This window comes from Micromonospora terminaliae, assembly GCF_009671205.1.
Lineage (GTDB): Bacteria > Actinomycetota > Actinomycetes > Mycobacteriales > Micromonosporaceae > Micromonospora > Micromonospora terminaliae.
On sequence record NZ_CP045309.1, the window covers coordinates 4,116,790 to 4,142,387 of the forward strand.

31 protein-coding genes and 1 riboswitch are annotated in these 25,598 nt (G+C 74.4%); of the genes, 13 read left to right on the forward strand and 18 right to left on the reverse strand.

From position 1 onward, the window contains the following. The first annotated feature begins 34 nt into the window (after positions 1–34). The 7 genes from GCE86_RS18675 to GCE86_RS31670 are packed head-to-tail and all read left to right on the forward strand — an operon-like array spanning position 35 to position 4,169. Positions 35–976, forward strand: coding sequence for a metal ABC transporter substrate-binding protein (locus GCE86_RS18675; RefSeq protein WP_154228157.1), 942 nt, complete (start codon positions 35–37; stop codon positions 974–976). Next, complete coding sequence (locus tag GCE86_RS18680) at positions 973–1,734, forward strand: metal ABC transporter ATP-binding protein (RefSeq protein WP_154228158.1); 762 nt, start codon at positions 973–975, stop codon at positions 1,732–1,734. The genes GCE86_RS18675 and GCE86_RS18680 overlap by 4 nt, the downstream gene beginning before the upstream one ends. After that, on the forward strand, positions 1,734–2,606 hold the full coding sequence (locus tag GCE86_RS18685) for a metal ABC transporter permease (RefSeq protein WP_154228159.1): 873 nt from the start codon (positions 1,734–1,736) through the stop codon (positions 2,604–2,606). Before GCE86_RS18680 ends, GCE86_RS18685 begins: the two co-directional genes overlap by 1 nt. 43 nt (positions 2,607–2,649) lie before the next feature. After that, positions 2,650–2,949 carry an ArsR/SmtB family transcription factor gene (locus GCE86_RS18690; protein ID WP_154228160.1) on the forward strand — a complete coding sequence of 100 codons (300 nt, stop codon included), beginning with the start codon at positions 2,650–2,652 and terminating at the stop codon, positions 2,947–2,949. Further along, positions 2,946–3,338, forward strand: a complete 393-nt coding sequence (locus GCE86_RS18695) for a Fur family transcriptional regulator (protein WP_154228161.1) — start codon at positions 2,946–2,948, stop codon at positions 3,336–3,338. The genes GCE86_RS18690 and GCE86_RS18695 overlap by 4 nt, the downstream gene beginning before the upstream one ends. Before the next feature lie 48 nt (positions 3,339–3,386). Continuing rightward, positions 3,387–3,992: a hypothetical protein gene (locus tag GCE86_RS18700; RefSeq protein WP_154228162.1), complete on the forward strand. Its 606-nt coding sequence runs from the start codon at positions 3,387–3,389 to the stop codon at positions 3,990–3,992. 9 nt (positions 3,993–4,001) lie between these two features. After that, on the forward strand, positions 4,002–4,169 hold the full coding sequence (locus GCE86_RS31670) for a hypothetical protein (RefSeq protein ID WP_167537054.1): 168 nt from the start codon (positions 4,002–4,004) through the stop codon (positions 4,167–4,169). A gap of 39 nt (positions 4,170–4,208) precedes the next feature. On the opposite strand, the gene GCE86_RS18705 is transcribed toward GCE86_RS31670, so the two are convergent. The 5 genes from GCE86_RS18705 to GCE86_RS18725 all read right to left on the reverse strand — a co-directional run bounded on the left by GCE86_RS18705 (position 4,209) and on the right by GCE86_RS18725 (position 8,995). Then, positions 4,209–6,245 carry an acyl-CoA dehydrogenase family protein gene (locus GCE86_RS18705; protein WP_420846473.1) on the reverse strand — a complete coding sequence of 679 codons (2,037 nt, stop codon included), beginning with the start codon at positions 6,243–6,245 and terminating at the stop codon, positions 4,209–4,211. Positions 6,246–6,361: 116 nt separating this feature from the next. Continuing rightward, positions 6,362–6,865: a DUF6328 family protein gene (locus tag GCE86_RS18710; RefSeq protein ID WP_154228163.1), complete on the reverse strand. Its 504-nt coding sequence runs from the start codon at positions 6,863–6,865 to the stop codon at positions 6,362–6,364. 89 nt (positions 6,866–6,954) lie between these two features. Then, entirely contained in the window at positions 6,955–7,704 is a 750-nt protein-coding gene (locus tag GCE86_RS18715; protein ID WP_154228164.1) for a sugar isomerase domain-containing protein, read from the reverse strand. Further along, complete coding sequence (locus GCE86_RS18720) at positions 7,701–8,174, reverse strand: AAC(3) family N-acetyltransferase (protein ID WP_154228165.1); 474 nt, start codon at positions 8,172–8,174, stop codon at positions 7,701–7,703. Before GCE86_RS18720 ends, GCE86_RS18715 begins: the two co-directional genes overlap by 4 nt. Continuing rightward, a complete protein-coding gene (locus GCE86_RS18725) occupies positions 8,171–8,995 on the reverse strand; it encodes an alpha/beta fold hydrolase (protein WP_154228166.1) in 825 nt (274 codons plus the stop codon). The genes GCE86_RS18720 and GCE86_RS18725 overlap by 4 nt, the downstream gene beginning before the upstream one ends. A gap of 77 nt (positions 8,996–9,072) precedes the next feature. Next, positions 9,073–9,179: riboswitch (TPP riboswitch) on the forward strand. 74 nt (positions 9,180–9,253) lie between these two features. Between GCE86_RS18725 and GCE86_RS18730 the strand changes: the two genes are divergently transcribed. From GCE86_RS18730 to GCE86_RS18740, 3 genes are all read left to right on the forward strand, one after another. Further along, positions 9,254–9,844, forward strand: coding sequence for an ECF transporter S component (locus tag GCE86_RS18730; RefSeq protein WP_154228167.1), 591 nt, complete (start codon positions 9,254–9,256; stop codon positions 9,842–9,844). A gap of 104 nt (positions 9,845–9,948) precedes the next feature. Continuing rightward, positions 9,949–11,364, forward strand: coding sequence for an ABC transporter ATP-binding protein (locus GCE86_RS18735; RefSeq protein WP_154228168.1), 1,416 nt, complete (start codon positions 9,949–9,951; stop codon positions 11,362–11,364). Positions 11,365–11,535: 171 nt separating this feature from the next. Continuing rightward, positions 11,536–12,336: an energy-coupling factor transporter transmembrane component T family protein gene (locus GCE86_RS18740; RefSeq protein WP_154228169.1), complete on the forward strand. Its 801-nt coding sequence runs from the start codon at positions 11,536–11,538 to the stop codon at positions 12,334–12,336. A gap of 6 nt (positions 12,337–12,342) precedes the next feature. On the opposite strand, the gene GCE86_RS18745 is transcribed toward GCE86_RS18740, so the two are convergent. Further along, positions 12,343–12,993: a response regulator gene (locus GCE86_RS18745; RefSeq protein WP_154228170.1), complete on the reverse strand. Its 651-nt coding sequence runs from the start codon at positions 12,991–12,993 to the stop codon at positions 12,343–12,345. Then, a complete protein-coding gene (locus GCE86_RS18750) occupies positions 12,990–14,186 on the reverse strand; it encodes a sensor histidine kinase (RefSeq protein ID WP_154228171.1) in 1,197 nt (398 codons plus the stop codon). Before GCE86_RS18750 ends, GCE86_RS18745 begins: the two co-directional genes overlap by 4 nt. Before the next feature lie 154 nt (positions 14,187–14,340). On the opposite strand from GCE86_RS18750, the gene GCE86_RS18755 reads away from it, so the two are divergent. Continuing rightward, on the forward strand, positions 14,341–15,036 hold the full coding sequence (locus GCE86_RS18755) for a hypothetical protein (protein ID WP_154228172.1): 696 nt from the start codon (positions 14,341–14,343) through the stop codon (positions 15,034–15,036). A 62-nt stretch (positions 15,037–15,098) separates the two neighbouring features. Here the strand turns inward: GCE86_RS18755 and GCE86_RS18760 are convergent, their stop codons facing one another. After that, positions 15,099–15,335, reverse strand: coding sequence for a hypothetical protein (locus tag GCE86_RS18760; protein ID WP_154228173.1), 237 nt, complete (start codon positions 15,333–15,335; stop codon positions 15,099–15,101). Between the two features lie 347 nt (positions 15,336–15,682). Here GCE86_RS18760 and gndA point away from each other — a divergent pair, with 347 nt between their 5' ends. Further along, positions 15,683–17,125, forward strand: coding sequence for an NADP-dependent phosphogluconate dehydrogenase (gene gndA, locus GCE86_RS18765; protein ID WP_154228174.1), 1,443 nt, complete (start codon positions 15,683–15,685; stop codon positions 17,123–17,125). 7 nt (positions 17,126–17,132) lie between these two features. Here gndA and GCE86_RS18770 read toward each other — a convergent pair whose 3' ends face one another. The 5 genes from GCE86_RS18770 to recO all read right to left on the reverse strand — a co-directional run bounded on the left by GCE86_RS18770 (position 17,133) and on the right by recO (position 20,192). Then, entirely contained in the window at positions 17,133–17,900 is a 768-nt protein-coding gene (locus GCE86_RS18770; protein WP_208818024.1) for a pirin family protein, read from the reverse strand. Further along, a complete protein-coding gene (locus tag GCE86_RS18775) occupies positions 17,897–18,118 on the reverse strand; it encodes a thioredoxin reductase (RefSeq protein ID WP_091269966.1) in 222 nt (73 codons plus the stop codon). The genes GCE86_RS18770 and GCE86_RS18775 overlap by 4 nt, the downstream gene beginning before the upstream one ends. 133 nt (positions 18,119–18,251) lie before the next feature. After that, positions 18,252–18,437, reverse strand: a complete 186-nt coding sequence (locus GCE86_RS18780) for a hypothetical protein (protein WP_109943664.1) — start codon at positions 18,435–18,437, stop codon at positions 18,252–18,254. 70 nt (positions 18,438–18,507) lie between these two features. Continuing rightward, positions 18,508–19,308, reverse strand: a complete 801-nt coding sequence (locus GCE86_RS18785; protein WP_154230582.1) for an isoprenyl transferase — start codon at positions 19,306–19,308, stop codon at positions 18,508–18,510. 8 nt (positions 19,309–19,316) lie between these two features. Next, on the reverse strand, positions 19,317–20,192 hold the full coding sequence (gene recO / locus GCE86_RS18790) for a DNA repair protein RecO (protein ID WP_154228175.1): 876 nt from the start codon (positions 20,190–20,192) through the stop codon (positions 19,317–19,319). Positions 20,193–20,293: 101 nt separating this feature from the next. Here recO and GCE86_RS18795 point away from each other — a divergent pair, with 101 nt between their 5' ends. Then, a complete protein-coding gene (locus GCE86_RS18795) occupies positions 20,294–21,073 on the forward strand; it encodes a DUF4097 family beta strand repeat-containing protein (RefSeq protein WP_154228176.1) in 780 nt (259 codons plus the stop codon). 58 nt (positions 21,074–21,131) lie between these two features. Here the strand turns inward: GCE86_RS18795 and GCE86_RS18800 are convergent, their stop codons facing one another. From GCE86_RS18800 to ybeY, 5 genes are all read right to left on the reverse strand, one after another. After that, entirely contained in the window at positions 21,132–22,268 is a 1,137-nt protein-coding gene (locus GCE86_RS18800) for an acyltransferase family protein (protein ID WP_154228177.1), read from the reverse strand. A 194-nt stretch (positions 22,269–22,462) separates the two neighbouring features. Further along, positions 22,463–23,359 (reverse strand): GTPase Era, encoded by an 897-nt coding sequence (gene era, locus GCE86_RS18805; protein WP_154228178.1) that lies wholly within the window; start codon positions 23,357–23,359, stop codon positions 22,463–22,465. Beyond that, positions 23,356–23,742 carry a cytidine deaminase gene (locus GCE86_RS18810; protein ID WP_154228179.1) on the reverse strand — a complete coding sequence of 129 codons (387 nt, stop codon included), beginning with the start codon at positions 23,740–23,742 and terminating at the stop codon, positions 23,356–23,358. Before GCE86_RS18810 ends, era begins: the two co-directional genes overlap by 4 nt. Beyond that, positions 23,735–25,144, reverse strand: a complete 1,410-nt coding sequence (locus tag GCE86_RS18815; RefSeq protein ID WP_204342554.1) for a hemolysin family protein — start codon at positions 25,142–25,144, stop codon at positions 23,735–23,737. The genes GCE86_RS18810 and GCE86_RS18815 overlap by 8 nt, the downstream gene beginning before the upstream one ends. Beyond that, entirely contained in the window at positions 25,120–25,593 is a 474-nt protein-coding gene (gene ybeY / locus GCE86_RS18820; RefSeq protein WP_154228181.1) for an rRNA maturation RNase YbeY, read from the reverse strand. Before ybeY ends, GCE86_RS18815 begins: the two co-directional genes overlap by 25 nt. Between the last annotated feature and the right edge of the window lie 5 nt (positions 25,594–25,598).

The window sequence follows — 25,598 nt, forward strand, 5'->3', positions numbered from 1 at the left end:
GACAATCAATTTCGTTATCGCGGACAGTAGTCGCATGACCGTCCGCTCCGCCCCCCGCGTCCTCGCCGCCGCCACCGCCGCCCTGCTCACCCTGGGCGGCCTCGCCGCCTGCTCGCACGGCGGGGGCGGCGGGAGCGACCCGGACCGGGTCGACGTGGTGGCCGCCTTCTACCCGCTCCAGTTCCTCGCCGAGAAGATCGGCGGCGACGCCGTCCGCGTGACCAGCCTGACCAAGCCCGGCGCGGAGCCCCACGACCTGGAGCTCAACCCCCGCCAGGTGGGCCAGGTGGTCGACGCCGAGCTGATCGTCTACCTCACCGGGTTCCAGCCGGCCGTGGACGAGGCGGTCGAGCAGAACGGCGGCGACCGGGCGTTCGACGTGGCGGGTGTGCAACCGCTGCTCGACGCCGCCGCGGGCGGCCACCAGCACGAGGGTGAGGCCGGTCACGAGGAGGAGTCCGGCGGCAAGGACCCGCACCTCTGGCTGGACCCGACGCGGCTGGCCGCCGTCGGTGACCGGCTCGCCGAGCGGCTCGGCAAGGTCGACCCGGGCCGGGCCGCCGACTACACCGCCCGGGCGGCGGCACTTCGCACCGAGCTGACCGGGCTCGACGCCGACTACACCCGCGGGCTGGCCACCTGCCAGCGCCGGGAGATCGTGACCAGCCACACCGCCTTCGGCTACCTGGCCGAGCACTACCGGCTCGAGCAGGTCGGCATCACCGGCCTCAGCCCGGACGCCGAGCCCTCCCCGCAGCGCCTCGCCGAGGTGGCGAAGGAGGCCCGGGAGCACGCGGCCACCACCATCTTCTTCGAGACGCTGGTCAGCCCCAAGATCGCCGAGACCGTGGCCCGGGAGGTCGGGGCGCGGACCGCCGTGCTCGACCCCATCGAGGGCCCGCCCGCCGACGGCGACTACCTCTCGGCGATGCGCGCCAACCTCCAGACCCTGCGGACCGCCTTGGACTGCTCATGACCGAACCCGTCATCCAGGTCACGCACGCCGCCGTCGGCTACGACGGCCGGGCGGTGCTGCGCGACGTCTCCCTGACCGTCACGGCCGGCGAGGTGATCGCCGTGCTCGGCGCCAACGGCTCCGGCAAGTCGACCCTCATCCGCGCCGTGCTCGGCCTGGTGCCGCTCGGCGCCGGGTCGGTCACCCTCTTCGGCACGCCGCAGCGGCGCTTCCGGCAGTGGCACCGCATCGGGTACGTCCCGCAGCGGCTCGGCGCGGGCAGCGGCGTGCCCGCCACGGTCGGCGAGGTGGTGGCCTCCGGGCGGCTGGCCCGGCGGGGCGTGCTGCGCCCGTCCGGGCGGGCCGACCGGGAGGCGGTCGCCGAGGCGCTCAACGCGGTCGGGCTCGCCGACCGGGCCGGCGACCCGGTCGCCACGCTCTCCGGCGGCCAGCAGCAGCGCACCCTGATCGCCCGGGCCCTGGCCGGCCGGCCGGAGGTGCTGGTGCTCGACGAGCCGACGGCCGGGGTCGACGCGGCCAGCCAGGAGGCGTTCGCCGACGCGCTGCGCGCCTTCCGCGACGGCGGCGGCACGGTGCTGCTGGTCGCCCACGAACTGGGGCCGCTGCGCCCGCTGATCAGCCGGGCCGTCGTCGTCCACCAGGGCGGCATCTGCCACGACGGCGCGGTGCCGGAACCGGCCGGGCACCACGCCGAGCCGGGCCACGACCACGTGCACCCGCACTGCGACGAGGAGCCCGCCGGGCTGTGGAGCATGTGATGGACCTCTTCCAGTACGACTTCATGCTGCGTGCCCTGGTCGGCGCGCTCGTCATCGGGCTGGCGGCCCCGGCGCTCGGCATCTACCTGGTGCAGCGCCGGCTGGCGCTGATCGGCGACGGCATCGGCCACGTGGCGCTCACCGGCGTCGGCGCCGGACTGCTGCTCAACCGGTCCCCCGTGCTGGTGGCGGTCGTCGCGGCCACGCTGGGCGCCATCGTCATCGAGCTGGTCCGTTCGCGCGGGCGCACCTCCGGCGACCTGGCCCTCGCGCTGCTGTTCTACGGCGGCATCGCCGGCGGCGTGATGCTGGTCGGGCTCTCCGACGCCAGCAGCGGGTCGCTCAACGCGTACCTCTTCGGGTCGCTGACCACGACGTCGCCGGCCGACCTCGTCACCATCCTGGTGCTCGGCGTGGCGATCCTGGTGACCATGCTGGCGCTGCGCCCGGCGCTCTTCGCGGTCTGCCACGACGAGGAGTACGCCCGGGTGTCCGGCCTGCCGGTGCGGGCGTTGAACCTGCTCCTCGCGGTCGGCACGGCGGTGACGGTGACGATCGCCATGCGGGCGGTCGGGGTGCTGCTGATCAGCGCGCTCATGGTGGTGCCGGTGGCCACCGCGCAGCAGGTGACCCGGGGGTTCCGGGCCACCATGGGCGCGGCCATGGCGCTCGGGCTGTTCGCCGCCGGGGCCGGGGTCTGGGTGGCCGCCACCGCGGACACGGCGCCCGGCGCCTCGGTGGTGCTGCTGGCCATCGGCTCGTTCCTGGTGGTGGCGCTGCTCGCGGCGGGCCGGCGGGCGCTGCGCCGGCGGACCGGGCCGGCCGCCGTGCCGGTGGCCGAGCCGCCGGAACACGAGGTGGTCCTGCGGTGAGGGCGTCCCGGCCGGCGCTGTCGGCATTGGTTACCGTTACGGGGTGACGGTCACGAACGGGTACGACGCCTTCGAGGGCGCGGGTGACCTGCTGCGCGCGCTGTCGGCGCCGATCCGGCTGGCGATCGTGAGCGAACTGGCCGAGGGCGAGCGCTGCGTGCACGAGCTGGTGGAGAAGCTCGGCGCCCCGCAGCCGCTGGTCTCCCAGCACCTGCGGGTGCTGCGCGGCGCCGGCGTGGTGCGCGGCTCGCGGCGTGGCCGGGAGATCGCGTACGCGCTGGTGGACGAGCACGTCGCGCACATCGTGGCCGACGCCGTGAGCCACGCCGGGGAGCGGCCGTGACCGAGGGCGCACTGCGCAACACCCGGCAGCGGACCGCGGTGAGCGCCCTGCTGGCCGAGGTCGACGGCTTCCACAGCGCCCAGGACCTGCATGCCATGCTGCGCCAGCGCGGCGAGCGGGTCGGCCTCACCACCGTCTACCGGACCCTGCAGGGGCTCGCCGACGCGGGCGAGATCGACGTGATGCGCCCGCCGGGCGGCGAGCACCTCTACCGGCGGTGCAGCGAGGGCCATCACCACCACCTGGTCTGCCGGGCCTGCGGCCGGACCGTGGAGGTGGCCGGCCCGGTGGTCGAGAGCTGGGCCGAGCGGGTCGCCGCCGAACACGGGTACGTGCAGGTCAGCCACACCCTGGAGATCTTCGGCACCTGCCCGGGCTGCGCCCGCTGACAAATCCGACCCGTGCCCGCGCGGCCGGGCCGTGGCACGCTGTCCGGCGTGAAGATCTACGCCGACCGTTTTCCGACCGCACTCCGTCAGCTCCTCACCGATCTGCTCGTGGTCGTCTGGGTGTACGCGGCGATCCGCTTCGCGCTCTGGGTACACGACCTGGTCGAGAAGCTCGCCGTACCCGGACAGAAGCTGGAGGGTGCCGGCGGCGGGCTCGCCGACAACCTGGCCGACGCCGGCGGCAAGGTCGGCCGGGTGCCGCTGGTCGGCGACGAGCTGACCACGCCCTTCACCAAGGCCGCCGAGGCCGCCCGCGCGGTCGCCGAGGCCGGCCGCGACCAGCAGGAGCTGGTCGGCCAGCTGGCCCTGGCGCTGGCCGTCGCGGTGCTGGTCTTCCCGCTCGGGCTCGTGCTCTTCGGCTGGCTGCCGCTGCGGGTGCGCTGGATGCGCCGGGCCGGCGCCGCGAAGGCCCTGGCCGCCGCACCGGCCGGGCGCGACCTGCTGGCGCTGCGCGCCCTCGCCGGCCAGCCCCTCGCCAAGCTGAACCGGATCGCGCCGGACGTGGCCGAGGCGTGGCGCCGCGGCGACGACGAGACGGTCGACGCGCTCGCCGCGCTGGAGCTGCGCGGACTGGGGCTGCGCACCGGCCGGTAAGGTGTGCCGGTGCTGTACTTCCTGATCGTCGTCGCGGTCCTGCTCCTGATCTACGCGGGCGTGCTCGTGAGCTTCGTCCGCAAGGGCCGCCGGATCCCGCCGGCCGCGTACCTGGTGCTGGCCGGGCTGAACGGGCTCATCCTGGCCGGGGTGATCGCCTGGGCGGTCGCCCGCTGACGGCGGGCCCCCGCCGCGTCCGGCGGGGGCCGACGACCGTCACGGCGCGGGCGGGATGCGGCGGCGGACGTCCTGGGCCGTCGACGGGCCGGGCTGCCAGCGGGCCACCCAGGGCTGGTCGGCGGGCGGGGTGACGACGCCCTCCTCGATCGAGGCGTAGCGCCCCGCGATGATCCGCTTGGCGGCGGCCACGTCCACCGCGTCGGTGTTGGACCACAGCCCGGTGAACAGCTCGTCGACGCGCAGCCGGGCCTGCCGGCAGAACAGGTCGGCCAGCTCGAGGTTCTCCGGGTGCTCGGCGCGCTCGGCGACCGCCCGGACGCAGACGGCGGACATGGCGAACAGCTCCGCGCCGATGTCCACCACCCGGCCGAGGAACGCCTGCTTGCGCTCCATCTTCCCCTGCCAGCGGGACATCGCGTAGAAGGTGGACCGGGCCAGCTTGCGGGAAGCGCGCTCGACGTGCCGCAGGTGCCCGGCGAGCGGGCCGAACTCGTGGTAGGCCCCGGGCGCCTGGCCCTTGCCGACGGCCAGGGTGGGCAGCCACTTCGCGTAGAAGACGCCGGCCCGCGCGCCGGCCTTCGCCTTGCGGCCCAGCCCGGCGTCCGGGTCGATGATGTCGCCGGCCACCGAGAGGTGCGCGTCGACCGCCTCGCGGGCGATCAGCAGGTGCATGATCTCGGTGGAGCCCTCGAAGATGCGGTTGATCCGCAGGTCGCGCAGGAGCTGCTCGACGGCGGCCGGGCGTTCGCCCCGGGCGGCCAGGGAGTCGGCGGTCTCGTAGCCGCGCCCGCCCCGGATCTGGATCAGCTCGTCGGCGATCTTCCAGGCCATCTCGCTGGCGTAGAGCTTCACGAGCGCGGCCTCGATGCGGATGTCGTTGCGGTCGTCGTCGGCGAGCAGGCAGCAGAGGTCGAGCATGGACTCCATGCCGTACGTGGTGGCGGCGATGAAGGCGAGCTTCTTGGCGACCGCCTCGTGCTCGCCGACCGGCCGGCCCCACTGGACCCGGTCGGCGGCCCACTCCCGGGCCACGTTCAACGCCCACTTGCCGGCGCCCACGCACATGGCCGGCAGCGAGAGCCGCCCGGTGTTCAACGTGGTCAGCGCGATCTTCAGGCCCTTGCCCTCGCCGCCGATCACGTTCTCCTTCGGCACGAAGACGTCGTGGAACCGGGTGAGGCTGTTCTCCAGGCCGCGCAGCCCGATGAAGGCGTTGCGCCGCTCGACGGTGATGCCCTCGCTGTCGCCCTCCACCACGAAGGCCGTGATGCCCCCGCGCCGCCCCTCGGCCGCCGGCACCCGGGCCATCACCACGAGCAGGGTGGCGACCGTGCCGTTGGTGGCCCACAGCTTCACGCCGTTGAGCCGGTAGCCGGTGCCGTCCTCGGTGGGCTCGGCCGTGGTGGCCAGTCGGGCCGGGTCGGAGCCGACGTCCGGCTCGGTGAGCAGGAAGGCGGAGACCTCGCCGGCGGCCAGCCGGGGCAGGAAGCTCTCCTTCTGCTCGGGGGTGCCGAACATCTTCAGCGGCTGCGGCACGCCGATCGACTGGTGCGCCGAGAGCAGCGCGCCGATCGACGGGTTCACCGAGCCGGCCCGCATCAGCGCCCGGCAGTAGTGCAGGTTGCTCAGCCCGAGGCCGCCGTGCTTGCGGTCGATCTTCATGCCGAAGGCGCCGAGCCGGGCCAGCCCGTGGAACACCTCGTCGGGGATGCGTGCGTCCCGCTCGATGGCCGCACCGTCCACCTCGGAGTCCAGGTACGCCCCGAACGCCGTGAGGAACTCCTCGGCCCGCGCCGCCTCCGCCGGGTCGAGGCGGGGCCAGGGGTTGATCAGGTCGAGCTGGAAGCGGCCGAGGAACAGCTCCCTGCCGAAGCTGGGCCGGTCCCAGGCCGACTCGCGGGCCGCCTCGGCGACCTGCCGCGCCTCCTTCTCCGAGACCTGGCCGGCCTCGGCGGGCAGCGGCCCGGCCCCGTCCGCGCCGGGCGGTGGCTGCGGGTCGTCGATGGGCGCCACCCGCCCGGTCGGGCCGCCGTGTCCGGCGGGGTCGGGCCGGCTGTTCTGTGTCGTGGTCACGGCTGCCTCCTGGAGACCTCGGTCCGGCTGCGTCGACGTGCCTCGAAACGACGCTACCCCCGGGTGTTACCCAGGGGTAGCCTCGCGCGCACGTCCGATTTGGCAGGTCCGGGCGGTCAGTCGCCGGCCAGCGCCGGCGGATCGTCGTCCTCGTCGTCGATGTCCTCGTCACCCCAGTTGCGCCGGGCGAACGGCAGGATCACCCAGAAGACCAGGAACCAGACCCCGGTGAGCGCGCTGAGCAGGAACGCGATCGGGCGGCTCAGCACGAAGTCGGTGATCAGCAGCACCGCGCTGACCATCGAGATCAGCATGAAGCCGAGACCGCCGGTGGCCATCCGGTGCGCGAAGCGAACCAGCTCCGGCTTGCGGCCCTGGCGGAAGAGCGCCCGGTGGAACGCGACCGGCGAAATGATCATCGCGGTGGCCGCGGCGGCGGACAGCAACGCGACGATGTAGACGTCCTTCTGGAAGCCACTGGTCCGGGTGAAACCGTTGCTGAACGGCAGGGTCAGCAGGAAGGCGAAGAGGATCTGCACCCCGGTCTGCGCCACCCGCAGCTCCTGGAGCAGGTCGGCGAAGTTGCGCTGCCAGCGCTGCTTCTCGGTTTCCTTGGACACCCGCTACCTCCACGGAAGACGGTACTGCCGGTGGGGGCCTCCCACCGGCAGCTCAGCCTGTGCCCGATCGGGCGGAGCGTGAAACGCGCTCAGGCTCCGCGGCGGATGCGGCCCGCGTACCGGGCCTCCAGCTCGGCGTTGTGCTCGTCGCCGCCCGTGATGTTGGCGGACAGGTAGACCGGGGGCCGCTCCCCCGCCTCGATCAGCCGGGCGACCACCTCCGCGACGATCTGCTGGGCCAGCAGCGCGGCGGTGATCGAGGACACCGCGCCGACCGCGCCGCCACCGGGCAGCGGCAGGGTGGCGTCCCCGTACGGGGCGCCGTTGTCCAGCACCACGTCGGCGAAGTCGGCGAGCTTGCGACCGGACGGGTGGCGGGAGGTCATCCGGCCCGAGTGCTGCGCCGAGGTGATCGCCACGAGCCCGTGCCCGCGCTCCTTCACGATCGAGGCGAACTCGACCATGGCGCCGTTCACGCCGGAGTTCGAGGCGAGCACGAACACGTCCTGCGGCCGGACCGGGGCCAGCTCGTAGAGGCGGTGCGCCACGGCCGGTTCGCGTTCCAGCTTCGGGCCGAGCACGCCGGCCGGCTCGCCGCCGTGCAGCACCAGGTCGCGCAGGGCGATGCGGTTGGTGGGGACGAGCCCACCGGCCCGGCCGGCGATCTCCATGGCGAGGGCCTCCGAGTGACCCGTGCCGAACGCGTGCACCACCCCGTCGGCGCGCAGCGACGCGGCGATCAGGTCGGCCGCCCGGGCCACGTTCTCCCGCTGGTCGGCGGCCACCCGGCCGATCGTCTCGGTCACCACCGCCAGATAGCCCTCGGAACTCACCGTCATGCTTCCTCCGTCCGTCGGTGCCGGGCCAGCCACTCCACCGCGAAGTCGACCGCCGCCCGCTGCCTCATCAAGCGGCCCGTCCCGTCGCCGACCGGCCCGAGCCGCACCGCTCCGGTGGCCTCCAGGTCGGCGCCGAGCTGGGCGAAACCCTCGTCGTCCAGGCGCACGTCGTCCCACCACACCCACTCCCGGCCGCCGTCGGCGGTCAGCACCGCCGCGCCGCAGCGCTGCCGGGGCGGCGCGGGCTGCCGGTACTCGGCCAGGTGCAGGGACGTGTTGCTGCCGTGGTCCACGCCGAGCAGCAGCACGTCGGCGTCGAGGTCGTGGAGGCGGGCCAGCGGTGAGCCCTCGCCCAGCATGCCGGAGGCGTGCACGAGAACGGTCCCGCCGGGGCGTACCCCGAGGTCGTGGAGCTGGGCGGCGAGCGACGCGCGGGTGTGCGGCCGGGCCGGCGCGGTGTTCGCGATCATCGGCCGGTGCGGGCGAGGATCGCCGCGGCCAGCGGGCCGGGCGCCTCGTCCGGGATCCAGTGGGTGACGCCGGGCAGCACCACGAAGCGATAGTCACCGGTCACGTGCGCGGCGCACGCGTCGGCGGCCGTGCGCCCGATCGCCACGTCGCCGTCGCTCCAGACGAACGTGGTGGGCACGCCCACCGGCCCGACGGCCTTCATGTCCGCCCCGGTCATGGCCCGGTACCAGTTCAGGGCCGCGGTCAGCGCGCCGGGCTCGCGCATCGGGTCGGCGTAGCGGGCGACCCGGCCGGCGTCGCCCACGCCGGACAGCATCCGGCGCAAGGTCGCCGCGCGGAACGCCAGCAGCACCTTCTCGGCCTTGCCCGGCTTGCGGAACAGGGCGATGTAGGAGGAACGGGCCTTCTGCCGCGGGTCGGTGGCCAGCGCGTGCCCCATGGCCGCCGGGTGCGGCACCGACACCGCGGTCAGCGTGCGCACCCGCTCCGGGTGCGCCGCCGCCAGGCCCCACGCCACGATGGCGCCCCAGTCGTGGCCGACCAGGTGTGCGGCGGTCACCCCGAGCGCGTCGAGCACGGCAGCCGCGTCGGCCACCAGCTCCGGGATCCGGTACGCCCCGGCCTCCGCCGGCCGGGCGCCGGGCGAGTAGCCGCGCTGGTCGAGCGCGTACGTGCGCAGTCCGGCCGCGTGCAGCGCGGGCGCCACCTCGTCCCACTCGCCGGAGTGCTGCGGGAAACCGTGCAGCAGCAGGACGGGCTCACCGCCTTCGGGGCCGCCGGTGCGTACCTCGAACGTCAGCCCTCGCGCCTCGACCCGCATGGCCGCCACCCTAACGGGCGATCGCCCTGCTGGGCCGGGCGGCGGTGTCGGTGCTAGCGTCTGCGACGAGACAACTTCACATCCGACAGGGGAGCGCACAGCGCTGAGAGTGCGGGCCGGTGCCCGCAGACCCTCGAACCTGATCTGGGTAATGCCAGCGCAGGGAGTTCGGTCGACCTCCAGCCGCGCCGCCGTCCGGTGACCACCGGGCGCGGCGTGCGTCTTCTCCTGGTTCCTCACCTGAACTGGGAGTCAGTCATGAACCACACCGACAGCAACCGCTGGCGCACCGTCGACATCGTCGTCGCCTCGGTGATCGCCGTCGCCTTCGGCGTCATCTTCTGGGCCTGGGGGCTGCTCTGGGGCGCCACGGACGCGGCCTTCGCGTTCTTCCCGCCCGCGCAGACACTCATCTACGGCGTCTGGCTGGTGCCGGCCGTGCTCGGCGGGCTGGTGATCCGCAAGCCGGGCGCCTCGCTCTACTGCGAGCTGCTCGCGGCGATCATCTCGGCGCTGCTGGGCAGCCAGTGGGGCGGCATCGTCATCGTCCAGGGCCTCATGCAGGGTCTGGGCGCCGAGCTGGCCTTCGCGGCGTTCCGCTACCGCGCGTACCGGCTGCCGGTGGCCCTGCTGGCCGGGGCGCTGACCGGCCTGACCGCCGCGATCTTCGACTTCGTCTACTGGAACAAGGCCTACGACCTGGTCGACTACCGCCTGCCGTACGCCCTGCTGACCATCGTGAGCGCCACGGTGATCGCCGGCGCCGGCTCCTGGTTCCTGACCCGCGCCCTGGCGAACACCGGCGCCCTGGACCGCTTCCCGGCGGGCCGCGACCGCGCCCTGGTCTGACCGCGCCGAGACCACGTTGATCAAGAGGTTTGCGTCAGCGGGAGCGGTTTTCCTGACGCAAACCTCTTGATCAACCAAGCTGGGCCGAGAGGGGAGGTGGACGCGTGGGTGCCGTTCAGTTGCGGGGGTTCGGGTGGCGGCATGCCGGGCGGAAGGGCTGGGCCGTTCGGGGCGTCGACCTGCGCGTCGAGGTGGGGGAACGGGTTCTGCTGCTCGGGCCGTCCGGGGCCGGGAAGAGCACCCTGCTGGCGGCGCTCGCCGGCCTGCTGCCGGAGGACTCCGGTGAGCAGGAGGGCACCGTCGAGATCGACGGGCTCGACCCGCGCAAGGCCCGCGAGCGGGTCGGCATCGTCTTCCAGGACCCGGAGACCCAGCTCGTCATGGCCCGCTGCGGCGACGACGTGGCGTTCGGGCTGGAGAACCGCGGCGTACCCGCCGAGGAGATCTGGCCCCGCGTCGACGAGGCGCTGCGCCGGGTCGGCTTCCCCTACGACCGGGACCGGCCCACCGCCGCGCTGAGCGGGGGCGAGCAGCAACGGCTGGCGCTGGCCGGCACGCTCGCCCTGCGCCCGGGCCTGCTGCTGCTCGACGAGCCGACCGCCAACCTCGACCCGGGCGGCGCAGACCTGGTCCGCCGGGCCGTCGCCGACGCCCTCGACGCGGACACCACGCTGATCCTCGTCGAGCACCGGGTCGCCGAGGCGCTGCCGCTGGTCGACCGGGTCGTCGTGCTGGAGCCCGGCGGCGGGGTGCGCGCCGACGGGCCGCCGGAGGCGGTCTTCGCCGCGCACGGCGACGCGCTCGCCGCCGCCGGGGTCTGGGTGCCGGGCCGCACCGTGCCGCCGCGGCACGCCACCACGCCGCCCGGCGAGGTGCTGCTCACCGCCGACCGGCTCGGCCTGCCGCCCCGGCTGGCCCCCACCGACCTCCGGGTACGCGCCGGCGAGGCGCTCGCCGTCCTCGGCCCGAACGGCGCCGGCAAGTCCACCCTGGCCCTGCTCCTCGGCGGCCTGCTCCGCCCCGGCACCGGCACGGTCGTGGCCACCCCCGCCCTCGCCGGCCGCGACGCGCGCACTCCCCCGCACCGCTGGCGGGCACCCGCCCTGGCCGGCCGGATCGGCTCGGTCTTCCAGGACCCGGAACACCAGTTCGTCACGAGCACGGTGCGCGACGAGCTGGCACTCGGCCCGCGCCGCACCGGGCAGCCCGAGGCCGCCGTGACGGCCACCGTGGACGAACTGCTGGAGCGGCTGCGTCTGGACCGGCTGGCGGGGGCCAACCCGTACACCCTCTCGGGTGGCGAGGCGCGGCGGCTGAGCGTCGCGACCGCCCTGGCCACCGCGCCCCGGCTGCTGATCTGCGACGAGCCCACCTTCGGCCAGGACCGGCGGACCTGGCGGGAACTTGTCGACCTCCTCGCCGACCTCCGTGACGCCGGGCACGGCGTCGTCGCGGTCACCCACGACGCGGACTTCGTCGCCGCGCTGGCAGACCGCACCGTCACCCTGGAGCGCCCATGACGCCCCCGCCGCGCTCAGCATCCGGCCCAGACCGCACCGTCACCCTGGAGCGCCCATGACGCCCCCGCCGCGCTCAGCATCCGGCCCAGACCGCACCGTCACTGGAGCGCCGATGACGCCCCCGCCGCGCTCAGCATCCGGCCCAGACCGCACCGTCACCCTGGAGCGCCGGTGATCAGCGTCGAACCGGTCGCGGCGGCCGGGGCGCCGCTGGCCCGCCGCAACCCGGTGGCGAAGCTGGCCGCCGCGCTGGTCTTCACCCTGATCCTGGTGGCGACCCTCGATCCGGTGGCCCCGGCCATCGCCATCGCCGCCGAACTCGCGGTGCTGCCGCTGTTCGGCGTCCGCTACCGGGTGCTGGCCCGCCGGGCCTGGCCGCTGCTGGCCGGCGCCGCCGGCATCCTGGTCACGCTGGTGCTCTTCGCGGCCGACCGCTCCGGCCGGGTGCTGTTCGAGGCCGGCCCGGTCCTGGTCACCGAGGGCGTGCTGGTCACGGCGCTGGGCCTGGTGCTGCGGATGCTCGCCGTGGCGCTGCCCGGGATCCTGGTCTTCGCCACCACCGACCCCACCGACCTGGCCGACGCGCTCATCCAGAACGCGAAGGCGCCGGCCCGCTTCGCCATCGGCGCGCTGGCCGCGTTCCGGCTGGTGCCGCTCCTGGAGGAGGAGTGGCGGATGATCAGCATGGCCCGCCGGGCCCGGGGCGTGGACGCCGGCCGCAACCCGCTGGCGAAGCTGCGGCTGTTCGGATCGACGGCGTTCGCCCTGCTGGTCGGGGCGATCCGGCGGGGCACCCGGCTGGCCGTCGCCATGGACGCGCGGGGCTTCGACGCCGGCACCGCCCGTACGGTCGCCCGGCGCCAGCACTTCACCCGGACGGACGCCCTGCTGGTCGCCGCCGCGGCGGCGATCGCCGGTGCGGCGCTCACGGTCAGCGTGGTGCTGGGCACCTTCCGCCCGCTGATCGGCTGAGCCCCGCTACCGCCGCGGCTGGGCCACCCCGCTCCGGTACGCCACCACCACGGCCTGCACCCGGTCCCGCACCCCGAGCTTCGCGAAGATGCGGTTCACGTGCGTCTTCACGGTCGCCTCGCCGACGAAGAGCCGGCCGGCGATCTCCCGGTTGGACAGGCCGAGGGCCATCATGCGCAGCACCTCGGTCTCGCGCGCGGTCAGCTCGGCGAGGCCGGCGTGGGGGACCACCGACGCGGTCGCGGTGTAGTGGTCGATCAGGCGGCGGGTGATCGACGGGGAGAGCAGGGCGTCGCCCCGGGCCGCGGTCCGCACCGCCTCGGCCAGGTCCCGGGGCGGCGTGGTCTTGAGCATGAACCCGGAGGCGCCGGCGCGCAGCGCCCGGTAGACGTACTCGTCGAGGTCGAAAGTGGTCAGCATGATGATCCGGGTGTCGCTCCGGGCCGCCAGGATCCGCTCGGTGGCGGCGATCCCGTCCACCGGCGCCATGTGGATGTCCATGAGCACCACGTCGGGCGCGAACCGGGCCGCCAGCTCCACGGCTTCCTCGCCGTCGGCCGCGTCGGCGACCACCTCCAGGTCGGGCTGTGCGGTGAGGATCAGGCGGAGCCCGCCGCGCACCAGCGCCTCGTCATCGGCGATGAGGACCCGGGTCATCCGGTGACCCCGGCCGTGGCGAGCGCGCCGGCCGACGCCTCGGCGTCGAAGGGCAGCGTGACGCGTACCTCGAAGCCGCCCTGCGGGCGGGGGCCGGCGTTCACGGTGCCGCCGAACAGCTCCACCCGCTCCCGGATGCCGGTCAGGCCGTGGCCGGTGCCGGCGTGTCGCCGGGCCGGGCCGGCGCCGTCGTCCGCCACGTGCAGCCGGAGGGCGTCGCCGGCCACCTCGATCGAGACGCGGACGGCCGCGCCCGGCGCGTGCCGGGCGGCGTTGGTCAGCGCCTCCTGGAGGATCCGGTACCCGCTGACGTCGGCGGCGGCGGGGATCGCGTCGAGGTCACCCGTGACGGTCGCGTCGACCCGCCCGCCGGCCAGGGTCACCCCGGCGGTCAGCGGGTCGAGCCGCCGCAGCGACGGCAGCCCTTCCGGGGCCGCCTCCGCGCCGCGGAGGATCACCAGCAGCCGGCGCAGCTCGGTGACCACCTCACGCCCGACCTCCTGCACGGCGTCGAGGGACGCGCGGGCCTGACCCGCGTCCGAGTCGAGCACCGCCTGCGCCGCGGCGGCCTGCAGCACCATCACGGAGACGCCGTGCGACACGATGTCGTGCAGTTCGCGGGCCACCCGCAGCCGCTCGTCCGTCCGGGCGGCGGCCTCCCGCTCGGCGGCCAGCGCCACCAGCCGGGCCGCCTGTGCCCGCCGCATGCGCACGGCGTACCCGGGACCCAGCACGGCGAGCCCCACGAACAGGATGAAGACCCAGTCGGAGTCGCCGGCCGCGGCGTTCTCGATCCCGAGCGGGAGGAAGTAGCCGGCCGCGGCGACCGGGACCGCGGCCCGCCCGCCCACCGCGACGCAGGCGAAGGTGGCCGCCACCAGCGCCAGCAGCGGCACGACCGGCCACTCCGGCAGCACCGGCGTGAAGCTCTGCGCCGTGAAGCAGGCCCCGGCGACCACGGCGGCCGTGCGGGGGTACGCCGTGCAGCCGGCCACCGCGAGGCCGTACCCGACGAGCAGCACGGTGAGGACGGCGAGCCAGCCGGCGGAGAGCGCGGCGAGGTCCGGCCCCTCCCCCTCGACGTAGCCGGCCAGCGGTACGTACAGCTCGGCCAGGCCGAACGCGAACAGCGCGGCCCCGGCGAGCGAGGTGGCCACACCGCGCCACCGGGCCCGGACGTCGAGGGCAGACATGCCGGAAGGGTAGCCACGGCGGGCGGCTCTCCGCGTCCACCCACGGGTGTAGCGGCGGCCGCCGACACTCCACCCGTGGCTCAACTTCCGCGCCGACGACCCGGTCCGGGTGTCGCTCCTAGCGTCCCTCCCACGACTTCGAGAGGAGACACTGATGGACGACAGCACTGGCGGGCGGACCGGCCGGCGGCTCACCGCGGGCGCCCTGCTCGGCGGCGGCGTGGCGTACGGCGTCGCGAACGCCTTCTACTGGATGGTGTTCCCGGACGACGTGGCCGACACCGCCGGGAACGTGGCGGTGGCCGCCGGGAACCTGGGCGCGTGGCGGGTGGAGACCGTGCTGTTCGCGCTGGCCCACCTGCTGCTGCTGCCGGCGACGCTCGGGCTGGCGGCCACGCTGCACGGGCGCAAGCCGGTGGCCGCCCTGATCGGCGGCGCCACGGCGCTGCTCGGGCTCTACTTCTCCACCGTCCACCTGTGGCAGTACAACGCCTTCTTCGGGGCCCTGGCCGGCGGCGGTGTGGACGCCGACGCCGCCCGCCCGGTGACGACGGCCATCGACGGGGACCCGTTCGTGATGGCCTCGTTCGCGGTGTGGCTGCTCGGCTGGCTGGTCGGCCTCCTGGTGCTGGCCTTCGGCGCCTGGCGGGCCCGCCTCGTGGCCCTCTGGGTGCCGCTGCTGCTCACCGCCGGGCAGGTGCTGGACCTGGTCGGCTCGGGCGTCGCGGTCAAGCTCGCGGTGAGCGTGCTGATGGTGGCCGGCTTCGTGGGTCTGGCCCTCGGCGTCGCGCGGCGGCACGCGGTCGAGGCGCCGGCCGGTACGGCGACCCCGGCGACCGCCACGGCCTGAGCCGAAGGGACCTTCGGGTGCAGTTGTCGTCGCCGGAGCGACGACAACTGCACTCGAAGACCTCAGCTGCGCCGGAAGGCGTAGAACCGGGTCTGGCCGGCTCGCTGGCTGCGCCCGGTGACCCGGGCCCCGCGGCCGGCCGGCGGGCCGGACTTCGGCGGCTGCGGCGTGTCGGCGCGGCCGGGCAGGGTCACCGGCGCGGCGGGCGCCACGGTGAGCGCGTCGAGATCCGGCGGGGTGAGCTCCACCGGGGACGGCGCGGGCTTCGGGGACTTCTTCGGACTGCGCTTGGCGGGCATACGCTGCCTCCTGACTGTCGGGCACCCGTGGGCACGGCGAGCGGGGAACAGCCCGGGCGGGTCCGGCCAGGAACGCCACGCCACCGACGGTGACGGGAGGTTGCGGACGCCCGGGGCGCACGGTCCACGGCGGTACGCACGGTGGACCGGGCCTGCGAGAGGTGGGCGTCAGTTACGCATGCCAGCACGCTAACCCACGGCCGCGCCGCCCGCAGCCGAATTACCGCCGGCGGCCCGGAAACGCACCGCCACCACGCCCTCACCCGGCGTCGACGTCCCGACCCCACGCCGTACGCGCCGCGATACGGTCGCAGCACGGGCACCGGAGACGAAGGGTGGCGGTACGCATGGCACAGCAGGCGACGGCGCAGATCGGGGTCACCGGTCTGGCGGTGATGGGCCGCAACCTGGCCCGGAACCTGGCGCGCAACGGCTTCACCGTGGCGGTGCACAACCGCTCGCCCGAGCGCACCCGCAGCCTGGTGGCCGAGCACGGCGCCGAGGGCACCTTCGTGCCGGCGGAGTCCATGGCCGACTTCGTGGCCGCGCTGGAACGCCCGCGCGCCGTGATCGTCATGGTGAAGGCCGGCGCCCCCACCGACGCGGTGATCGACGAACTGGTCCCGCTGCTGGAGGAGGGCGACATCGTCGTCGACTGCGGCAACGCGCACTTCGCCGACACCCGCCGCCGCGAGGAGGCGCTGCGCGCGCACGGGCTGCACTTCGTCGGCACCGGCGTGTCCGGGGGCGAGGAGGGCGCGCTGCACGGGCCGAGCATCATGCCGGGCGGCTCGGCCGAGTCCTACCGGAAGCTCGGCCCGATCTTCGAGCGGATCGCCGCCCAGGTTGACGGCGTCCCGTGCTGCCGGCACATCGGGCCGGACGGCGCCGGCCACTTCGTGAAGATGGTCCACAACGGCATCGAGTACGCGGACATGCAGCTCATCGCCGAGGCGTACGACCTGCTGCGGGCCGGCCTGTCGGCGAGCCCGGCAGAGATCGCGGAGATCTTCCGGGAGTGGAACGGCGGCGAGCTGGAGTCCTTCCTCATCGAGATCACCGCTGACGTCCTCGGGCACACCGACGCGGCGACCGGCCGGCCGTTCGTCGACGTGGTGCTCGACCAGGCCGAGCAGAAGGGCACCGGCCGGTGGACCGTGCAGAGCGCGCTGGACCTCGGCATCCCGATCACCGGCATCGCCGAGGCCACCTTCGCGCGGTCGCTCTCCGGGCACGCCGACCAGCGCGCCGCCGCCCGCCGCGCGTTCCCCGACGCGGGTGAGAAGTGGCAGGTGGACGACCGGGACACGTTCGTCGAGGACGTCCGGCGGGCGTTGCTGGCCAGCAAGATCGTCGCGTACGCGCAGGGCTTCGACCACATCAGCGCCGGCAGCCGCGAGTACGACTGGGACATCGACCTGGGCGGCACGGCCACCATCTGGCGGGGTGGCTGCATCATCCGGGCGCGCTTCCTGGACCGGATCCGCGAGGCGTACGACACCGAGCGGGACCTGCCCACGCTGCTGGTCGCCCCCTGGTTCGCCGACCGGGTCGGCGCCGGGGTCCCGGCCTGGCGGCGGGTGGTGGCCGACGCGGCCCGGGCGGGCGTGCCCACCCCGGCCTTCTCGTCGTCGCTGGCCTACTTCGACGCGTTGCGCGCCGAGCGGCTGCCGGCCGCGCTCATCCAGGGGCTGCGGGACAACTTCGGGGCGCACACCTACCACCGGGTCGACCGGGAGGGGTCGTTCCACACTCTCTGGGCGGGCGACCGCTCCGAAGTGGAGGCGTGAGCGGGGCTCAGGCCAGCGTGGCGTGCATCTCCCAGACCAGGATCTCGGCCGGCTCGTCGGCCGTCACCCGCTGACCGCCGGCCATCGTGATCCGCGCCGCGTCGCCCTCGTCGAGCCGGCCGGCCGCCTCCAGCGTCACCGCACCGGCGGGCACGTAGAGGTGCAGGAAGGGCGCATCGGGCAGGTTCACCGTGTCGCCCGGGGCGAGCCGGGCGGCGTGCAGGGTGGCGTACCGGTTGCGGATCCGGATGGCGGAGGCCCCGTCGTACCGGTCCATGCCCGAGGCGACCGGCACGAGACCGCCCCGCAGCAGCTCGTCGCCGATCTCGAGCTGCTCGTAGCCCGGGTCGATCCCCTCCTCGTCGGGGAGCACCCACATCTGCACGAAGTGGACCGGGTCGTGGTGCGGGGCCGTGTTCTCCAGCCGCCAGGAGTCGTTCTTCTCCGAGTGCAGGATGCCGGTCCCGGCGCTCATCCGCTGGGCCAGGCCCGGATAGATGACGCCGGAGTGGCCGGTGGAGTCCTGGTGGACGAGCGAGCCGCGCAGCACCCAGGTGACGATCTCCATGTCCTGGTGCGGGTGGGTCTCGAAGCCGGTGCCCGGGTGCACCACGTCGTCGTTGTTGACCAGCAGCAGCCCGTGGTGGGTGTTGGCCGGGTCGTAGTGCCGGGAGAACGAGAAGGAGTGCTTGGAGTCGAGCCACGACAACCGGGTGAAGAATCGGTCCCCGGCCCGGCGGACGTCCACCGCCGGAGCGGGCGCCGTCGCCGTCACCAGGCCCGCTGCCCGGTCTCGGCCGGCGCCCAGGTGAGCGCCGGTTCGCCGGTGCTCAGCTCGGCGATCTCCCCGGCGCGGACGGCCGGTGTGTGGCCGAGCTCGGCGCAGTGCTGCTCGGCGATCTCGGCGCAGATCTCGGCGACCTGCTCGCAGATCGGGCTGCCCAGGTCCGCCGCGTTCAACGCCATGATCATCTTGAACCGGAGATCGTGCATCCCCCACCCCCGTGGCGGGCGCGTCCGGGCGGCGCGCCCTCGCGCCGATCGTACGCGCGGGCGCCCCGCTCCCGGCCGGAAAGCCGGATGGCGGGGCGCCCGCAGGACGGCCCGCCGGGGCGGGCCGTCGACGTCACCAGAACCGACGGCGCTTGGCCTTCTGCGGCCGCAGCATGTCGGCACCCTTGGTGAGCAGTCGGCTCACCCCGGACGGGCCGCGACGGGCCTCCAGGGTGTGGCTGAGCCGGCGCGCGCCGGCCGCCGCCAGCGGCACGGCGACCGCCATGACCGCCCACTGGGCAATCCGCTTCTGAATCATGTGGGTTCACCTCCGCGATCTGCCTGCTGTCCGGATTGATACCCAGCAGGTGGCGTCGGTAAGCGCGACCTCAGGTGGTGGGGGCCACCGGATTGGGCAGCGCCCCGCCGAAGCGGCGGTCCCGCTGGGCGTAGAGCTCGCAGGCGTACCAGAGGTGCCGGCGGTCGAAGTCCGGCCAGAGCGTGTCGAGGAAGACCAGTTCCGCGTAGGCGGTCTGCCAGAGCAGGAAGTTGGAGGTGCGCTGCTCCCCGGACGGGCGCAGGAAGAGGTCCACCTCGGGGACCTCCGGGTGGTAGAGGTACTTCGCGATGGTCTTCTCGGTGACCTTGCCCGGGTCGATCCGGCCGGCGGCCGCGTCGCGGGCGATCGCGGCGGCGGCGTCGGCGATCTCCGCCTGCCCGCCGTAGTTGACGCAGAACTGGAGGGTCAGCGTCGAGTTGCCGCGGGACATCTCCTCGGCGGTCTGCAGCTCGGAGATGACGCTCTTCCAGAGCCGCCCGGCCCGGCCGGACCAGACCACCCGGACGCCCAGGTCGACGAGCTGGTCCCGGCGGCGCCGGATGACGTCCCGGTTGAAGCCCATGAGGAAGCGGACCTCGTCCGGCGAGCGCCGCCAGTTCTCGGTGGAGAAGGCGTACGCCGACAGGTAGGGGATGCCCAGCTCGATGGCGCCCTCGATGGTGTCGAAGAGGCTGTGCTCGCCCTGCTCGTGACCCTTGGTCCGGGGCAGCCCGCGCTCCTTGGCCCAGCGGCCGTTGCCGTCCATCACCACGGCGACGTGCTTCGGCAGCGCGTCGGCCGGCAGCGCCGGCGGCCGGGCGCCGGAGGGGTGCGGAGTCGGTGGCAGCGGCTCGCGCCGGCCGGCCCTCATCGATCGGATCACTCGGTAATCTCCCTGTTCACACCAGCGGCGGCGGGCCCGGCGCCGGTGCGCGGCGGGACCACACCCGGCCCCGCGCCGCCGGGCGGCGGGACCGCGCCGGGCGCCGGGGCACCCCGGTCGACCAGCGGCAGCGAGCGTAGCGCGCGCTCCAGGTGCCACTGGAGGTGCGCCGCGACCAGGCCGCTGCACTCGCGGCGCACGGCGGTCTCGGTGGCGTCGGCGTACGCCCAGTCGCCCGTGGTCAGCGCGGACATCAGCTCGACGCTGGCCGGGGCGGGGTGGGCGGCACCGGGGGGCCGGCAGTCCGGGCAGACCGCGCCGCCGGCCGGCACGGAGAACGCCCGGTGCCGCCCCGGGGTGCCGCAGACCGCGCACGCGGTCAGGGCCGGCGCCCAACCGGCGAAGGCCATGCCGCGCAGCAGGTAGGCGTCGAGCACCAGGGTGGTGGCGTGCTCGCCGGTGGCCAGCGAGCGCAGCGCGCCGAGGGTGAGCTGGAACAGCCGCAGCGAGGGCTCCCGCTCGATCGGGGTGAGCCGCTCGGCGGTCTCGGCGATGGCGCTGGCCGCCGTGTAACGGGGGTAGTCGCCGAGGAACCGCTTGCCGTAGAGGTCGATCCCCTCGGCCTGGCTGATGGTGTGCAGCGAGCTGCCGTGGTTGCCCTTGGGGTCGCCGGCGAGCTGGAGGTCGACGTGCCCGAACGGCTCCAGCCGGGCACCGAACTTGCTGGTGGTGCGGCGGACGCCCCGGGCCACCGCGCGCAGCCGACCGTGCCGGCGGGTGAGCAGGGTGATGATCCGGTCGGACTCCCCCAGCTTCTGCACGCGCAGCACCACCGCGTCGTCGCGGTAGAGCTGTCGGCGGTATCCGGCCACGGCCCATTCTCCCTCGGGGTGCGATCTCAGGGTCTCCTCGGGGTGGATCGGCGGTCGAACCCGGATGTGCCGCCCGCGGGGTCGGCCGTAGCGTCCTGGCCATGGCTCTGCACCGGACCGCCGTCGCCGCCGCCGCGGCCGCCACCCTGATCGTCCTCGCCGGGTGTGACACTCTGTCGTTCCGCCGCCTGGACTACGACCAGACCGAGAACGCGAAGATCGCCCGGATCACCGTCCCGGCCGGTGGCGCGGGCGACGTGACGATCCGGGCCACCGGCCCAGCCGACCAGGTGCGGATCAAGCGGATCGTCCGCTACCAGGGCGGGGAGCCGAACACCCGCTACGAGATCAAGGGCGACGAGCTGGTGCTGCCCAGCGACTGCGGCGACCGGTGCACGGTCTCCTGGGAGGTGACCGCCCCCGAGGGGGTCACGGTGCGCGGCGACGCCAGCTCCGGCAACGTCACGCTGCACCGGGTCGGCCCGGTGGACTTCACCCTGAAATCCGGCGACGTCAACGTCACCGAGGCCCGGGGCGAGGTCCGCGTCACCACCACCTCGGGGAACATCGAGGTGGTCGACGCCACCGGCCCGGTCCGGCTGCGTGCCTCCTCCGGCGACATCAGCGCCCGCCGGCTCGCCGCCGGGGTGGACGCCGAGGCCACCTCGGGCAACGTCAGCGTCGAGCTCGACAAGCCGGCCGCGGCCCGGCTGCACGCCACCAGCGGCGACGTGGACCTCTCCGTGCCCGAGGGCCGCTACCGGGTGCGGGCGGACGCCAAGTCGGGCGACACCGACCTCGCCGTGCCCAACGACCCCGCCGCGACCCTGCTGCTCGACGTCACCGCCACCAGCGGCAACGTGCGGGTCGCCAACCGCTGAGGCGCGTCGCCCGTCAGCCCGGGACACGGTCGGACCAGCCGCTCAGACGCTCCGCCGGTCAGCTCGGGACACGGTCGGACCGTTCGGGCGCGCGCGGGGCCGGCACCCGGGCGCCCACGGTCGCCAGTTCGCCGCCCGCGCCGGCGGGCGCCGGGCTGGCCGGTGCGGCCGCCGCCCGCTCGGCCGCGGTCCGCCGGGGCCGGCCGGGCACCAGTTCCGGGGTACGCCGGGCGGCCCGGTCCTCGACCCAGCCGACCAGCAGGGTGACCACGCCGACGAGCGCGAACACCAACGCCACGCGGATGGCCAGCCCCAGGAGGTCCTGGTGCGACCAGCCGACCACGTCGACCAGCGGGGTGAGCGCCACCACGAACGGCATGTGCCAGAGGTAGACGGTCAGCGCGCGCCGGTTCAGCACGGTGACCACCCGGCCCAGCACCGGGGTGCGGTCGACCCAGGCCGCCCCGGCGGGCGCCCGGCCGATCGCCACCAGGACGAACGCCGCCGACCAGAGCGCGTTGCCCAGGTGGATGTCGTTCAGGTCGTAACCGCGCGGGCCCGGATGGGTGAAGATCCAGCCCAGCCCGGCCGCGCCGAGAGCGAGCGCGAGCGGCACGAGCACCCGGTTGGCCGTGCGGCGCAGCAGGCCGTCGTGATGGGCGAAGCCGAGCAGCCAGGCGCCGAAGTACAGGCCGAACTCGCGCAGCGCGGCGGGCGGGTTCGCCAGCACGCCGAACTCGATCACCACGAGCAGCGCGTACGGGGCCAGCAGGGTGGGCAGCGGGGCCCGGCGGAACAGCCAGAGGGCGACCGGCGAGGCCAGCACGAACCACAGGTAGTCCCGCAGGTACCAGATCGGGCTCAGCGCGAGGGCGCCCCAGTAGTTGGCCGGTGGATCGCTGACCGGGAAGAGCCAGAGCAGCACCTTCGGGGTGAACGGCAGCCCGGTGAGCAGCATGGCCGGCACGAAGACCGCGGCGAGGACCCAGAGTGACGGCAGCAACCGGCGAAGCCGGCGCCCCACGGCCGGCACCCCGCTCCGGTCCAGCGACGCGGCCATCAGTGAGCCGGCGAGCGCGAACATCACCGACATCGCCGGGAAGATCAGGGTCAGCGTCGCCCATCCGGTGACGTGGTAGACGACGACGCGAACGATGGCCAGGGAGCGGAGCAGGTCGAGGTATCGGTTACGCATCAGCTCGCGGGGGCGTCGGGGGCAGGGGACAACGCTTCCCTACCCTCCGACTCCGCCGGACGAAACGGTGCGCGGGCCGGGGTCAAAAGTGAAACATCCCATAAAACAGACCCGATCCGGACCACCCCCGGCAGGCCCCGCGAACGCGGACCGCCGGCCCCGGAAACCGGGATCGGCGGGTCAGATGTGCGCGGTCAGAAGCCGAGCTTGCGCAGCTGCTTCGGGTCGCGCTGCCAGTCCTTCGCGACCCGGACGTGCAGGTCCAGGTAGACCCGGGTGCCGAGCAGCTCCTCGATCTGCCGGCGGGCCGTGGTGCCGACGTGCTTGAGCCGGCTGCCCCGGTAACCAATCACGATCGCCTTCTGGCTCGGTCGCTCCACGTACAGGTCCGCATAGATCTTCGTGACGTCGCCCTCCGGGATCATCTCCTCGACCACCACGGCGATCGAGTGCGGCAGCTCGTCCCGGACACCCTCCAAGGCGGCCTCGCGGACCAGTTCGGCCACGAGGACCTGCTCGGGGTCGTCGGTGAGCATGTCGTCCGGGTAGAGCTGCGGCGACTCCGGCAGGTAGCCGGTCATCACGTCGACCAGGGTGTCCACCTGGTGGCCCGAGACGGCGCTCACCGGCACGACGTCGGCGAACTCACCCAGCTCGCTCACCGCGAGCAACTGCTCGGCCAGCCGCTTCTTGTCCACCAGGTCGGTCTTGGTGACCACCGCCAGCACGGTGGCCCGCAGGCTGGCCAGCTCGCCGGTGATGAATCGGTCGCCCCGCCCGATCGGCTCGTTCGCCGGGATGCAGAGACCGATCACGTCGACCTCGCTCCAGGTCTCCCGGACCAGGTCGTTCAGCCGCTCGCCGAGCAGCGTGCGGGGGCGGTGCAGGCCCGGGGTGTCGACCAGCACGAGCTGCGACTCGGGCCGGTGCAGCACGGCCCGGATGATGTGCCGGGTGGTCTGCGGCTTGTTCGAGGTGATGGCGATCTTGGTGCCGACGATCGCGTTGGTCAGCGTCGACTTGCCCGCGTTCGGCCGCCCGACGAAGCAGCCGAAACCGGCCCGGTAGGGACGCTGGGCCGGCTCGCTCACTCGACCACCGTGCCGAGGACGGTGCCGTCCGGCGCGGCCACGTGGATCGGCGCGTCGGCGGCGAGGTCGCGGACCGCGGCGTGCCCCGCACCGTCCAGCGTCGAGGCCTCGGTCACCACCACGGCGGCCTCCAGCCGGCTCGCGCCGGCGGCCACCGCCGAGGCGACCGCGAGCTGGAGCGCGGTCAGGGTCAGCGACGGCAGCGCCACGCTGGCCGCCGCGTACGTCCGGCCGTCCTGGTCGCGGACCGCCGCGCCCTCCACGGCACCGACCCGGCCCCGCGCGCCCCGGGCCAGGACGACCAGCTTGCCGTCCTCGGCGCTCAGCTCGGCCGGGTCGGACGGGGTGGGCCGGGCGGCCGGCACGGCGGGTGACTCAGGCATCGGCGGGTTGCCTCTCCTCGGAACGGTTCTGGTTGCCGCGGGGATCGGCCTGCTCGCCGCGCCCCGCGCTGTCCGGCGTGTCGCCCGGCTCGGCCCGGCTGACCAGCACGGTGTCGATCCGGTTGCGCCGGCCGGTGGTGCCCTCGGCGATCAGCCGCAGCCCGGCCACCTCGGCCGCGGCGCCCGGGATCGGCACCCGGCCGAGCGCCTGGGCGAGCAGGCCACCGACCGTCTCCACCTCGTCGGTGGGCAGCTCGGTGTCGAACAGCTCGCCCAGATTCTCCACCGGCAGCCGGGCGGTCACCCGCACGGCCCCGTCCGCCAGGCGCTCGACCGGCGGGCGCTCGACATCGTACTCGTCGGTGATCTCGCCGACGATCTCCTCGAGGATGTCCTCGATGGTGACCAGGCCGCCGGTGCCGCCGTACTCGTCGACGACGATGACCAGGTGGTTGCGGGCGGCCTGCATCTCCGAGAGCAGGTCGTCGACCGGCTTGGACTCGGGCACGAAGGTCGCCGGGCGCATCAGCTCGGCCACCGGCATCTGCCGCGCCTCCGGGGCGCCCTGGATCCGCCGGATCAGGTCCTTGAGGTAGAGCACGCCCAGCACGTCGTCGACGTTCTCGCCGATCACCGGGATGCGGGAGAAGCCGGAGCGCAGGAAGAGCGCCAGCGCCTGCGCGAGCGTCTTGCTCTCCTCTATCCACACCATCTCGGTCCGGGGCACCATCACCTCGCGGGCGATGGTGTCGCCGAGCGCGAACACCGAGTGGATCATCTGCCGCTCGCCGTGCTCGACCACACCACGCTGCTCGGCCAGGTCGACCAGCTCGCGCAGCTCGACCTGGGTGGCGAACGGCCCCTCCCGGAAGCCGCGCCCCGGGGTGACCGCGTTGCCGATCAGGATGAGCAGCGAGGCCAGCGGGTTGAGCGCCCGGCCCAGCCAGCGCACCAGTGGCGCGACCGCGCGGCCCACCGCGTAGGCGTGCTGCCGGCCGAGGGTGCGCGGCGCCACGCCGACCACCACGAAGCTGACGACGGCCATCGCCCCGGCGGTGACCAGGGCGGCCCGCCAGCCGGCGCCGAAGGTGTCCACCGCCACCAGCGCGACCAGCGTGGTGGCGGTCAGCTCGGCCAGCAGCCGGAGCAGGAGCAGCAGGTTGAGGTGGCGCACCACGTCGCCGGCGACGGCCTGGAGGGTACGCGCGCCGCGCGCGCCGTCCCGGGCCAGCTCGGCGGCGCGGGCCGGCGAGACGGCGGCCAGCGCCGCCTCGGTCATGGCGATGAGGCCGGCGAGCACCACCAGCCCCGCCGCGACGGCGAGGAGGGTGAGATCGGGCAGACCGGCGGGCGCACCGCCGGCCGCCAGGGTGGTCATCACTGCGACCGGGTCGACCGCCAGCTGGCCAGCAGTCGGGCCTGGAGACCGAACATCTCCCGCTCCTCCTCCGGCTCGGCGTGGTCGTAGCCGAGCAGGTGCAGCACGCCGTGCACGGTGAGCAGGTGCAGCTCGTCGGCCGTGGAGTGCCCGGCGGTCGCAGCCTGCTTGGCCGCCACCTCCGGGCAGAGCACGATGTCGCCGAGCAGGGCCGGCTCACCGCCGGCCGGGGCGCTCTCGCCCGGGCCGTGGTCGACGCTGCCCTCGTCCATGGGGAAGGCGAGCACGTCGGTCGGGCCGTCGCCACCCATCCAGCGGTGGTTCAGCTCCGACATGTAGTCGATGTCGACCAGCAGCACGGAGAGCTCGGCGAGGGGGTTGACCCCCATCTCGTCGAGGGCGTGCCGGGCGACGGCGAGCACGGCGTCGGTGTCGACGTCGGCGCCGGACTCGTTGGCGATCTCGATGGACAACTGTC

Coding starts and splice junctions, on each gene's coding strand:
- GCE86_RS18675 (WP_154228157.1), top strand. CDS start 35: ATGACCGTCCGCTCCGCCCCCCGCGTCCTCGCCGCCGCCACCGCCGCC.
- GCE86_RS18680 (WP_154228158.1), top strand. CDS start 973: ATGACCGAACCCGTCATCCAGGTCACGCACGCCGCCGTCGGCTACGAC.
- GCE86_RS18685 (WP_154228159.1), top strand. CDS start 1,734: ATGGACCTCTTCCAGTACGACTTCATGCTGCGTGCCCTGGTCGGCGCG.
- GCE86_RS18715 (WP_154228164.1), bottom strand. CDS start 7,704: ATGACGGTGAGTTCCGAGGGCTATCTGGCGGTGGTGACCGAGACGATC.
- GCE86_RS18720 (WP_154228165.1), bottom strand. CDS start 8,174: ATGATCGCGAACACCGCGCCGGCCCGGCCGCACACCCGCGCGTCGCTC.
- GCE86_RS18725 (WP_154228166.1), bottom strand. CDS start 8,995: ATGCGGGTCGAGGCGCGAGGGCTGACGTTCGAGGTACGCACCGGCGGC.
- GCE86_RS18730 (WP_154228167.1), top strand. CDS start 9,254: ATGAACCACACCGACAGCAACCGCTGGCGCACCGTCGACATCGTCGTC.
- GCE86_RS18745 (WP_154228170.1), bottom strand. CDS start 12,993: ATGACCCGGGTCCTCATCGCCGATGACGAGGCGCTGGTGCGCGGCGGG.
- GCE86_RS18750 (WP_154228171.1), bottom strand. CDS start 14,186: ATGTCTGCCCTCGACGTCCGGGCCCGGTGGCGCGGTGTGGCCACCTCG.
- GCE86_RS18755 (WP_154228172.1), top strand. CDS start 14,341: ATGGACGACAGCACTGGCGGGCGGACCGGCCGGCGGCTCACCGCGGGC.
- GCE86_RS18760 (WP_154228173.1), bottom strand. CDS start 15,335: ATGCCCGCCAAGCGCAGTCCGAAGAAGTCCCCGAAGCCCGCGCCGTCC.
- gndA (WP_154228174.1), top strand. CDS start 15,683: ATGGCACAGCAGGCGACGGCGCAGATCGGGGTCACCGGTCTGGCGGTG.
- GCE86_RS18775 (WP_091269966.1), bottom strand. CDS start 18,118: ATGCACGATCTCCGGTTCAAGATGATCATGGCGTTGAACGCGGCGGAC.
- GCE86_RS18780 (WP_109943664.1), bottom strand. CDS start 18,437: ATGATTCAGAAGCGGATTGCCCAGTGGGCGGTCATGGCGGTCGCCGTG.
- GCE86_RS18785 (WP_154230582.1), bottom strand. CDS start 19,308: ATGAGGGCCGGCCGGCGCGAGCCGCTGCCACCGACTCCGCACCCCTCC.
- GCE86_RS18795 (WP_154228176.1), top strand. CDS start 20,294: ATGGCTCTGCACCGGACCGCCGTCGCCGCCGCCGCGGCCGCCACCCTG.
- GCE86_RS18800 (WP_154228177.1), bottom strand. CDS start 22,268: ATGCGTAACCGATACCTCGACCTGCTCCGCTCCCTGGCCATCGTTCGC.
- GCE86_RS18810 (WP_154228179.1), bottom strand. CDS start 23,742: ATGCCTGAGTCACCCGCCGTGCCGGCCGCCCGGCCCACCCCGTCCGAC.